This window comes from Streptomyces sp. NPDC057623 (assembly GCF_042800355.1).
In the GTDB taxonomy this organism is placed as follows: domain Bacteria; phylum Actinomycetota; class Actinomycetes; order Streptomycetales; family Streptomycetaceae; genus Streptomyces.
The window spans coordinates 63,646-73,812 of sequence record NZ_JBHVGZ010000052.1 but is presented as its reverse complement, the minus strand read 5'-3'; the positions used below and the strand labels follow the sequence as shown (position 1 = coordinate 73,812).

At 70.2% G+C, this 10,167-nt stretch carries 10 protein-coding genes and 1 pseudogene; 4 read left to right on the top strand and 7 right to left on the bottom strand.

What is annotated here, in order from left to right:
• Positions 1-134: 134 nt before the first annotated feature.
• Positions 135-641 (bottom strand): GNAT family N-acetyltransferase, encoded by a 507-nt coding sequence (locus tag ACFU95_RS36320; protein WP_383837079.1) that lies wholly within the window; start codon positions 639-641, stop codon positions 135-137.
• Between the two features lie 269 nt (positions 642-910).
• The gene (locus ACFU95_RS36315; protein ID WP_383837076.1) at positions 911-3,862 is read right to left on the bottom strand and encodes a hypothetical protein; all 2,952 of its coding nucleotides are present in this window, start codon (positions 3,860-3,862) and stop codon (positions 911-913) included.
• Between the two features lie 309 nt (positions 3,863-4,171).
• Here ACFU95_RS36315 and ACFU95_RS36310 point away from each other — a divergent pair, with 309 nt between their 5' ends.
• Both ACFU95_RS36310 and ACFU95_RS36305 read left to right on the top strand, forming a co-directional pair.
• Complete coding sequence (locus ACFU95_RS36310) at positions 4,172-4,612, top strand: nuclear transport factor 2 family protein (RefSeq protein WP_383837073.1); 441 nt, start codon at positions 4,172-4,174, stop codon at positions 4,610-4,612.
• A pseudogene (locus ACFU95_RS36305) lies at positions 4,611-4,697 on the top strand (IS5/IS1182 family transposase); the annotation flags it as partial. The gene ACFU95_RS36310 and the pseudogene ACFU95_RS36305, both read left to right, overlap by 2 nt.
• A gap of 38 nt (positions 4,698-4,735) precedes the next feature.
• Here ACFU95_RS36305 and ACFU95_RS36300 read toward each other — a convergent pair.
• The 3 genes from ACFU95_RS36300 to ACFU95_RS36290 all read right to left on the bottom strand — a co-directional run bounded on the left by ACFU95_RS36300 (position 4,736) and on the right by ACFU95_RS36290 (position 7,309).
• Positions 4,736-5,263 (bottom strand): hypothetical protein, encoded by a 528-nt coding sequence (locus ACFU95_RS36300; RefSeq protein WP_383837071.1) that lies wholly within the window; start codon positions 5,261-5,263, stop codon positions 4,736-4,738.
• Positions 5,264-5,423: 160 nt separating this feature from the next.
• Positions 5,424-6,065 (bottom strand): response regulator, encoded by a 642-nt coding sequence (locus ACFU95_RS36295; RefSeq protein WP_383837096.1) that lies wholly within the window; start codon positions 6,063-6,065, stop codon positions 5,424-5,426.
• A 29-nt stretch (positions 6,066-6,094) separates the two neighbouring features.
• Positions 6,095-7,309, bottom strand: a complete 1,215-nt coding sequence (locus tag ACFU95_RS36290) for a histidine kinase (protein WP_383837068.1) — start codon at positions 7,307-7,309, stop codon at positions 6,095-6,097.
• Between the two features lie 152 nt (positions 7,310-7,461).
• On the opposite strand from ACFU95_RS36290, the gene ACFU95_RS36285 reads away from it, so the two are divergent.
• Positions 7,462-7,953, top strand: coding sequence for a hypothetical protein (locus ACFU95_RS36285; protein ID WP_383837065.1), 492 nt, complete (start codon positions 7,462-7,464; stop codon positions 7,951-7,953).
• A gap of 24 nt (positions 7,954-7,977) precedes the next feature.
• Here the strand turns inward: ACFU95_RS36285 and ACFU95_RS36280 are convergent, their stop codons facing one another.
• Positions 7,978-8,451, bottom strand: coding sequence for a nitroreductase family deazaflavin-dependent oxidoreductase (locus ACFU95_RS36280; protein WP_383837062.1), 474 nt, complete (start codon positions 8,449-8,451; stop codon positions 7,978-7,980).
• 117 nt (positions 8,452-8,568) lie between these two features.
• Here ACFU95_RS36280 and ACFU95_RS36275 point away from each other — a divergent pair, with 117 nt between their 5' ends.
• Entirely contained in the window at positions 8,569-9,096 is a 528-nt protein-coding gene (locus ACFU95_RS36275) for a hypothetical protein (RefSeq protein WP_383837059.1), read from the top strand.
• Positions 9,097-9,204: 108 nt separating this feature from the next.
• Here ACFU95_RS36275 and ACFU95_RS36270 read toward each other — a convergent pair whose 3' ends face one another.
• Positions 9,205-10,014 carry a class I SAM-dependent methyltransferase gene (locus tag ACFU95_RS36270; RefSeq protein WP_383837056.1) on the bottom strand — a complete coding sequence of 270 codons (810 nt, stop codon included), beginning with the start codon at positions 10,012-10,014 and terminating at the stop codon, positions 9,205-9,207.
• Between the last annotated feature and the right edge of the window lie 153 nt (positions 10,015-10,167).

Sequence of the window (10,167 nt, the reverse complement as noted above, 5' to 3'; positions counted from 1 at the left end):
GATGATCGCTGCACGAGTCGCGTTCCCCACCACACAACCATGATCAACGATCAAGGACGCGACGTCTCACCGCTTACCGTGCACGAGCTCGTTAGGTCGCGGGGCGCCGCACGGAGCCCCGCGACCAGGGCGGATCAGATGCCGAACGGCTCGGCGTAGCGGACGATTCCGCCGGGCAGCGGGTGCTCGGCGTCCAGGGTGAGGGCCATCAGGGCCTCGTCGGGGACGTCGATGGTCAGGCCGATGTCGTGGGCGGAAGCGCGGGCGAAGCCGAACCGGGGGTAGTAGGCCGGGTGCCCCAGGACGACGACGTAGTGCTCGCCCATGTCCTTCGCCGCTGCGAGGGCGGCGCGGACGGCCGCGGAGCCGGCGCCGCTGTTCTGCTCCTCGGGCCGGACGGCGCACGGGGCCAGGCACAGGGCCGGGGTGTCGCCGATGTGACAGCGGGTCAGCAGTGCGTAGCCGACTGGGCGGCCGGTCTCGTCCGTGGAGACGAGGGACAGGCCCTCGATCCAGGAGGCGTCGGCACGCAGCGCGTCGACGAGGTCGGCCTCCAACGAGGTCTCGAACGCGGCCAGGACGATGCCACGGACGGCGGGGATGTCGGCGCTGGTCTCAGCGCGCGTGATCCAGTTGCGCATGATGGAGGGAGATCCGTTCCGGAGTGGTGTTCGTGTGGGCGCCCCGCGAGCTCACGCTCTCGGCGAGGGGGGACAGGACGCGATCAGGCCACGGCCCGGGACGTGAGGCAGACCCGGACACCGCGCACGGTGGCCTCGAACGCGGTCATCAACCCCACCTCCCCGCTTTCCCTGATCTGCCGTCGACACGAACAGGCAAGGAGGATACAGGGGAGTCGCCCTCCTCCCACAGGTCCCTCACGGCCACTGCCACCACCCCGGGGGCGGGATCACTCCTCGCGGCACACCGTGTCCGGGTCGGCGCCCTTGCGGCCCGGCGGCGCGGAGAGCGGCTGGTCGCTGCCGGCCGGCCGCCCGCACACGGTGACCGAACGCACCTTGTGGCCGCGGTAGGTCACCCGCACGATCTTGTAGCCGTGTCCCCGCTGATCGGCGTACGGCTGGCTGCCGGCGAAGCTGACCGTGCCGACCGGCAGGTTCGGGTTGGGGCGCCAGCGCAGGTCGGCCCAGGTCTCCGGGGCGGTCTGCGGGGCGTCGCCGTTCTTCGAGGCCCGGTACAGCACCGCGGTGGCGCTGTAGGCCAGGACCGCCTGACCGCTGGAGAACAGCGCGTCGTTCCACGGCCGGGCGGGCTCGGCGAGCGCGGTCCCCGACGCACCCGCGGGCAGCAGGTCGACCAGCACGCCATGGGCGTCCTCGTAGAAGCCGGCCGCGCCGACGAGGTCCATCGGTGCCAGCGCGAAGTGATAGAGGGTGACCTCCGGAGGGATGCGCAGACTCTCGCCCTCGTCGTAGTTGCTCTTGGCCAGGTCGTCGCCGGTGAACACGGTGATGTGCCGACCGGAGCAGCCGGGCGTGGAGCCCAGTTGGGACATCAGGTTGGGCACGTCCTCCACCCGGCCCGCGAAGTACAGGGCCCTGGGCACCGGGTCACTGGCGCAGATGTCCTCGACCGGGTTGGTGAGTTCCGGTTCGCCGTTGGGGCTGAGCCCGTAGGAACGGGAGGGAAGCGGCCTGAAGCCGGCCCGGTCCAGCATCTGCTTGCCCACCCTGGCCTGTTCGGTCGTGTAGAAGTCCTTCTCGCTGCCCACCTTGCGGGACAGCACCACGGCCCGGTCGCCCTCCTCGCGCTGGGCGAGCTGGCGGGCGACGACGAGCAGCGCGTTCGCCTCCTCCTCGTCGGTGGCGGCCAGACCGAACCAGTTCGACAGCTCCCGCGCCAGATGGCTGCCGGAGTTGGTGGTGCTCACCACGGGCAGACCCGCGCCCTTGAGGATCTCCACGGCGTCGTCGCTCTCCGTGGTGTCGCGCCCCAGGCCGACGACACCCACGACCGACCGGTCGCGCCGGGCCAGCTCCGCTATGTGCCGGGCCATGGGCAGCACCTGGAGCATGTTCTCGCCGCTGTTGGCGAGCAGGACTCTTATCTTGGTCGGCTGGTGCGTACTGACGTTGGCGTAGTGCTGGTAGAGGTAGACACCCGTGATCTCCTCCAGCCCCTTGCGGGTGTCGGACTCGTCCGCCGCCGTGACCGGGCCGGCGTAGACGATCGTCACGTACTTGTCCGCGGGGCCGATCTTCGCGTTCTCGGCCCTGATCGCCTGCTCGACGGCGTCGAAGGTGACGCCCTTGCCGGCCCCGTACAGTTCCAGCTCGTTGCCCGCGGCGAGCCTTACGTCCCCGGTCGCGACCCCCACGCACTCACCGCCCACCAGAACGGAGTCCGTGTTGGAGCCGATCAGCCGGCCCTCGCAGTAACGCTGGGCCATCCAGCGGTTGCCCAGGAAGCCGAGGGCGAGGGCGATGGCGAGAACCACCGCAAGGCAGGGCCTGGACCACAGCAGCCAGGCGGCCGTACGGCGGATCCGGGTCGTGGAGTGCTGCGTGGAGTGCCGACGGCGCAACTCGTCGGCGGACAGCGGTATCCACAGGATCCACGGCAGCGCGGCCGAACGCCCGGGGGACTGGCCCACGTTGAGGCCCGTCACCCACTCCTGGTACCGGGCGTCCGCCGCGAAGGCGCGCTCCGGATCGTCCTGCGCGGGCCCGTCGGGGAGCGGTGCGGCGAGCCGCCCCGGGTCCTCGGACCCCGGCGGCCGCAGCCGCTCCGCCGCCGGGATCGCGGCCAGTACCAGCAGCGGGTCGACCTCGCTGCGGCGGGTGCGCACGTTGCTGATCGCCCGCAGCAACAGCAGGCCACCGTCGTCCTCGGTGGCACACGGCAGATACACCACCGGCGGCACCGTGCGCTTGCGGCGGCGCAGGTCCAGCGTCCGGGGCCGGAAGTTCTCGCGGAGGTCCTCCAGCAGCGCCAGCACCCGCAGCTCCAGATGGAACTGACGAGCCGTCGCGTCACCCGCCTGGGCGGCCACCACCTGCTGGGCGACGGCGAAGGCCCGGCCACGGATCGTCTCCCACGACTTCGTCGGCCGCCACCGGGACCATTCCGCGGCCTCCGGCCGGTCACTCGAAGGCGCCAGGAACGTGGTGGTCGCGAACCACCGGCTGGCTCGGCGCAGCCACAGCAGCGGCGGCGCGCTGCGCGCCAGCAGGTGCACCACGCCGAACGCCGCCAGCGCCAGCGCACCGCCCCACACAGCCGTCTGCCACCCGCCCTCGCCGAGGAGCACGCTCAGACACGCGATGAACATCGCGCCCACGAAACCGGACGGGTTCACCACCGCACCGACGGTGTCCGTCACCGCCGAGGTACGCCGCTCCTCGTCGGTGCCGTCCGGATCACGCTCCGGCCGCCAGCGCAGCTCGGCCAGCCGCCGCATCAGCCGTTCACGGCGCTGGGCGGCGGACCACACCGTGCTCACGTCCCCGCCGACCTCCGGCGCGGCCTGCTCGATGGCACGCAGCAGCCGCGAACGCGGAAAGCTGAACGGCTTGTACTGCGACTGGTTCTGGTTGTCCCAGGGGTGCTCGCACAACTGACGCACCATGTCGATCGCCGAGGAGTACGCGTCCGCGCCGCCTCCGCCGTCCAGCCGTTTGGCGATCAGCCCCCGCGGCTGATGGCCCTGGCGGACGAACTCCACGACCTGTGCGACCCGTCTGTCCAGGGTGCCGGTGCCGTCCTCCTCACCGGCTTGCAGAACCACCAGCGGCGTCACCGGCGGGTTGTCCCGGAAGTTGTCGATGAGCCGTCTCGTCAACTCGAACACAGCGTCAGCCGCCTCTATCCCGGCGCTGCCGCTCCATACCTCTCTTGCCACTCGCTCCGCCCCCGTCGCATCCGCCCGACCCGGCACTGCCGGATCCGATGCTGATACCCACACCGAAACGTGCTGCACCGCATGGACGCCGGGATTCTTACGCCTTTCAGGGAGCGGCGCGCTGTGACGGGTACGTCCTCGGAGCCGGCCGAGAGCCGGGACGCCCCGGGCGAGCGGTACGCCCTCCCGCCGCGCGCCCGACCGCAGGAACACACCGCGCCTGGTGCGGGTCGCCACGCTGGGGGCTCCCTGGGGGTGGTGCCGGATTATCGCCAGCTTCCTGGCCCGCGGTTGCCTAGGGTCGCGGGCATGTCACAGCAGAGCCGCAGCATCGTCCAGAACGCTTGGAAGGCGTTCGCCAGCCACGACGCCGACCGCATCTCCGCGGTGTTCACCGAGGACGCCGAGTGGCTCGCGCCGCCGGGAAACGCTACTGCACTCGCGCTGGACGTCCCCAGCCACATGGTCGGCAAGAAGGCCATCGCGCGCTTCCTCGCCGAGGACTTCCCCCGCTTGTTCGTCCGCGACGTCACCGTCACCTTCCACGAGTGCCACGCCGACGGCGAGCGGGTGGTGGTGGAGGAGACCATGACGGCGACTCTGGCCAGCGGTGACCACTACGCCAACGACTACTGCTTCATCTTCGAGCTCCGGGACGAGCTGATCCACCGGGTGCGCGAATACATGGACACCGCCCGCGGGCACCGCATGATCTTCGGTGAGGTTGCGCAGGGTGGGCATGCCAACTGACCGCCCACAGTTGGCCGCGATCATCTGCATGGCCACCTCGGGCGGCCCTTGGCACCAGCTGCCGCCGGGCTTCGGGCTGTCGGGCGACATGCCATCGGCGGCTCACCAACTGACAACGCGGTCTTACAGTTGGTCCCCCGCGCCGGCTTGTTCCGGCGGGTGCACCCCGCCCCCGTCCTTGACGTCCTGCTCGCATGTTCGCCTGTCGTAGGACTGGTCATTGGGAATCAAGAGCACTCCGGCCACCTGCTCAGGGTGCTCGACGACGAGCCACTCGTCGCCCGTGTGGTCCCCACGGGGCCCGAACGCCTCGGAGGAATAGACGCTCTGGCAGATCAACGCCACGCGCTTCTTGTCCACCGCGCAGGCGTCCACTGCGGGGTCGCCCATATCGTCGGCGCCGTTGAAGCGGTAGTGGAAGTGAACCCGGTCGCCTCTGGAGGGCACCTGCGGGTGGGGCTCAAGGCGCCAGTCGACGACCTCGGCGGTGACGCCGATGGGCCGCCCTGACGTATCGATGACCTGCACCCTGACACCGGCCTCACCCCGCTCCGCCGTCGTGTCGGTGCAGCCCCAGTGCGAAGAGCAGCCGGTCAGGGAGAAGATCACCAGGACCAACGGAGCAGCGGTCAGTACCCGCGCGGGGAACACTCAGGTGACCTCCAGTCAGAAGGGATCGGAGCAGAGTATCCCGGGGTCTGCGAGCCCAACGGATGGCAGGCCACGAGAACACTTACGGCGGCGAACGCCCGCCTCCATCACCCTCTGCGCCAGCCTCATCCACCACCGAGCCGTCAAGTGACATGACCTCCTATTGGGCGCCCACTCCCAGGAAACGCAGCACGGCCAGTACCCGGCGGTGGTCGGCGTCCGCTCTCGGGAGATCGAGTTTGGCGAGAATGCTGTTGATGTGCTTGGCGACCGCGCTCTCGCTGACCACGAGCTGGGCGGCGATGCCCGCGTTGGAGCGACCTTCGGCCATCAGGGCGAGCACCTCCCGTTCGCGGGCGGTCAGCCGTTCCAGGGGATCGCTCGACCGCCGTACCAACAACTGGGCGACGACCTGCGGATCAAGCGCGGTACCACCGTCCGCCACGCGGCGCAGTGCCTCGATGAACTCCTCGACATCCGCGACCCGTTGCTTGAGCAGATAGCCCACGCCGCTGGTGTTGGCGGCGAGCAGGTCGGCCGCATAGCGCTCCTCGACGTACTGGGAGAGCAGCAGCAGGGTGGTCGACGGGCGGCTGTGACGGATCGACAGCGCGGCGCGCACTCCCTCGTCCGTGAAGCCCGGCGGCATCCGGACGTCCACCAGCGCCAGGTCAGGCCGGTGCTCCTCGACCGCGGCCAGCAGCGCCTGTGCGTCGCCCACCTCGGCGGCCACCTCGAAGCCGGCCATCTCCACCACCTTGACCAGCCCCATCCGCAACAGCACGGAGTCCTCGGCGACCACCGCACGCCGCTTACCGGGTTCCCCGGGTGTCAGCTCTGGCACGGCAGCTCCACACTCATCATGGTCGGTCCCCCCACGGGACTGCTCATCCGCAATGTTCCGTCAACTGACCGCACGCGCTGCGCAAGCCCCGTGAGGCCGCTTCCCCTGACGGGGTCGGCCCCTCCCAGGCCGTCGTCCGCGATCACCACCCGCAGTATCTCGCCCAGCAGGGTGACCGTCACATCCGCCCGGGTCGCCTCCCGGGCGTGCTTGGCGACATTCGTCAGGGCCTCGGAAACCACGAAGTAGGCGACCGCCTCCACGGCGGGCGCCAATCGCTGCGGCAGGTCCACTCTCAGTCGTACGGGCAGCGGGGCGCGGGCCGCGAGTCCCGACAGAGCCGCGTCCAACCCGAGTTCGTCCAGGACGGCGGGGTGCAGCCCCCGCACAAGACTGCTCAGCTCCTCGATCGCCTCCTTCGCCTCGCGGTGCGCCGTGTCGATCACCTCGCGTGCCTCCGGCGGCAGATCCACCAGCGTGGCCTTGGCCAGACCCAGATGCAGTGCCATCGACACCAGCCGCTGCTGCGCGCCGTCGTGCAGATCCCGTTCGATGCGCCGCCGTTCCGCGTCCGCGGCGTCCACCGCGCCGGCCCGGCTCTCGGTGAGGTCCTCGACCCGCCGCTCCAGGTCCTCTTCCCTGCCACGGCCGAGCAGGGGCGGCACCACTTGGCTCTCCAGGCGCACAAGAGCGGCGGCCAAGCCAGGGACGCTGGCCAGCACGACCAGTCCCGCCACGGAGAGATACGCCGCCTGCGTGGAAACGACGAGGTGCTCGATCCGCCACTGCCGGGGCAGCGCGTATACCCACGCCGGAGCCAGTGACGCGCCCACTCCGGCCACCAGCAGCCCCACCACCAGCGCTTCGAGCACGCCGAACAGCGCCCCGGCCAGACAGTGGTATCCGAACTGACGCCACGGTCGCCGCCACCCCGGGCGGGGGACGTCGATCCCGAGCAGTTGCCGGAAACGCCAGCACTGGGCCGCGGTGAGCGCCGGCACGCAGCACGCCGTCAACACCAGCGTGAACCCCAGGACCACCGGCGCACTGCTGTCCCCTCCGCCGATGATCTCCCAGACGAGGCCGAAGACCATGAACAGCAAGAACCCCATGAGGAGGTGTAGCGGCGCCCCCAGAGCGAGGAAGGATGTGTCGCGGGTCAGGCGGGTGAGCGCTCGCCGCAGCCGGGGCGGGATCTTCATGGCCCCACCGTAGGCGCCGGACCTCGCGGCCTGCCATGAACCTGCCGTCCGTAGCGAGGGTGTAGCTGGTGCCACCCCAAGACGGACAGCGGTGCTGCTGACTCCGGGCAACGGAGACCGGAGGGTTGATCACGAGCCCGACGGCCGGGTTCGTGACACCGGAAGAGAACTCCGACATGGCCCTCACTGCCTTCAACTCTCCTGTCTCTAATGGATGTTGCAGCACACATGGCACTGTCCACGGCGCCGTTCACCTCAGCCGCTCCAGCCGCTCCAGCCGCTGGCAGGGCCGCGTACTCACGGGCGCGGGCCTCGCCCTGCTGCCCTGGCTCGGCTACCTCGCCGGCACCCTGCCGCCTGCCGAGGCCGCCGCCTGGATCACCCTCGACGCCCTGGAGGCCGCCGCGCTGCTCACCGCCGGCAGCCGTTCGTCGCGCGCCGATGCCCGTCACCGCGCGCCCGCGGCCGCCGCGGCGTTGCTCCTCCTCGCCGACGCCTGCATCGACCTCGCCACCTCCGCCACCGGCCCGGAGCTGGCCATCGCGGTCGCCATGGCCGTGGCCGCGGAACTCCCCCTCGCGGCCCTGTGTGCGGTACTGGCCGCCCGCCGCGCTCCTCGCCGTCAGGCCGTTGACCAGGGTTGACCAGGGAAGAGCCGAGGTCCTCGGTCACGACAGTGGGGCTTCTGCCGTCCCTGCCACGGACGCGGGCTCCAGCACGAAGACGGGGATCACGCGGTCGGTGTTCTCCTGGTATTCGGCGTACGGCGGATACGCGGCGACCGCGCGCTCCCACCACTCGGCCTTCTCGTCTCCGGTGATCTCACGGGCCGTCATGTCCTGGCGTGTGGCCCCGTCCTGGAGCTCCACCCGCGGGTCGGACTTGACGTTGAAGTACCAGACCGGGTGACGCGGGAAGCCGCCCTTCGAGGCCACGGCCGCGTACCGCCCCTCGTGCTCCACGCGCATCAGCGGGATCTTGCGGATCTTGCCGCTCTTCGCGCCTCGCGTCGTGAGAATGACGACGGGCAGGCCCGTGTCCCACAGCGTCGCCCCCTGTGTGCCGCCCGACCTCTCATACAGCTCGACCTGTTCGCGCACCCACTGCGCCGGACTCGGCTCGTACTCGCCCTCAAGCGGCATCGTGGTCACCCTGTCGTCGCGTACGGACTGTGTGGGGCAGTTCAACACAGGGGCCGCGCGGATTCATCCTCGCCGCACTGCCGGGTGAGTGAACTGACCCAGTGGATAATCCCCTTTGTGGACCAGGGACTTGCGGCGCTGCTCGGGGCAACGGTAGGCGTTCTCGGCACGGTCGCCGCGTCGGCGATCTCCAGTGGGGCGACTCGACGCCAGTTGGAGGGGCAGGCGAAGGTCGAGCACTCCCAGTGGCGCCGGCAACTGCGGCGAGACGCGTACAGCGCCTTCCTGGCCCCGGCCAACGAGTCGCGCAGCGCTCTGAAAACGGCCGCGCGCGCATTGATCGGTGAAGCCTCGGACGTGGCGGAGGCTGATCGGCGGCTTCAGATCGCGCAGGACCAGTTGGTTCTGGTGCAGACCGCTTGGGCCAGCCTCGCAGTCGAGGGGCCCGAGTCGGTGGAGCAGGCAGCCCACAGCGTCCACCAGGGGCTCCACTCGATGCACACGACTCTTCTCGCCTGGCGCGACTCCGAGGGTGCTCCGGATCGCAATGTCAACTTCGTCGAGCGTCACGCCGTTGAGGTGACGATGGTCTCCGAGCGCTTGGGCCGCTTCACGTCGGCGGCGCGGGCCGCTCTGGACGACTGACCAACCGTCAGGCAGGCGCACCTTGCGGCTCGGCGCTGACTGCGGCCTGACTTGCGGGCGGGGAGACGGCGTCGTGACGGTGCGCGTTCGGCCGGGAGGCGGAATGCCTCAGACAGCGCGCCGGCCGACACGGAGGACGCTCAGACAACGGCGTGACGCTCGGTCGCCCATCCGTGTGCGGATGCGCTCGGCGACGGCATCGAGCAGAGGCTCACGAACATCCGCGTCGAGCCTTCGGTACGGCGACTGTGAACGAAGGAGATCGGCGAAGCCGTCCCCGTTGAACCACTGAACGGTCGGGTACCAGCGCACGATCGGCGGACCGAACAACGCACCGGGATCATCGACCAGGCCCCAGCCCTCGTCGGTGGTTCGCACGTCCTCCTCCAGCGGCGGATGACCCCAGTCCGGGTTCCCCGGACAGAACCGCTCGTGGAGATCGGCGGTCTCGGCATACACCTCCGGCTCTCCCGGCAGGCGGACGACGACGTGGCCGAGCAGAGCCATCCAACCTCCAGGACGGAGCACCTCGTACGCACGCCGCCAGCCGATCGACGGATCGACCCAGTGCCACGACGAGGCAGCCACGAGAACGTCGAAGCGCCGGCCGCGGTCGTCCCACTCCTCGAACGTCGACGTCTCGACTTCGACGTTGCGGAAGGATGCGATCCGTCGGCGAGCGAGTGCGGCCATGTCCGTGCCCGGCTCGACGGCGGTCACTGAGCGGCCCCGCGCCGCCAGCGAGCGCGTCGCCTGCCCGGTACCGCAGCCCACCTCCAGCACCGACGACTTCTCGTCCAGGCCCGTGATGGCACCAAGGTCCGCGAACAACTCGTCGGGGTAGCCCGGGCGGACCCGGTCGTAGAGCTCCGGCACCTCGTTGAACACTCGGCCGAGCTCGTGTCGATTCGGGGGCACCTGCGGATCGTCAGTCACGAACGCCCAAGCTACTCTCGCGACTCGGGCAGCGAAAAGCCCAGTTCGCGCAGGCGGGGCAGGCAGGCTTCGAGACAGTGCTCGACCGAGGCGGCATCAGTGCGCACAAGGACGTCTTCGCGCCGCCGCAACGTC

Excerpts from the sequence above, each read along its gene's own strand:
- ACFU95_RS36310 (WP_383837073.1), top strand. The coding sequence starts at position 4,172 with ATGTCACAGCAGAGCCGCAGCATCGTCCAGAACGCTTGGAAGGCGTTC.
- ACFU95_RS36320 (WP_383837079.1), bottom strand. The coding sequence starts at position 641 with ATGCGCAACTGGATCACGCGCGCTGAGACCAGCGCCGACATCCCCGCC.
- ACFU95_RS36290 (WP_383837068.1), bottom strand. The coding sequence starts at position 7,309 with ATGAAGATCCCGCCCCGGCTGCGGCGAGCGCTCACCCGCCTGACCCGC.
- ACFU95_RS36280 (WP_383837062.1), bottom strand. The coding sequence starts at position 8,451 with ATGCCGCTTGAGGGCGAGTACGAGCCGAGTCCGGCGCAGTGGGTGCGC.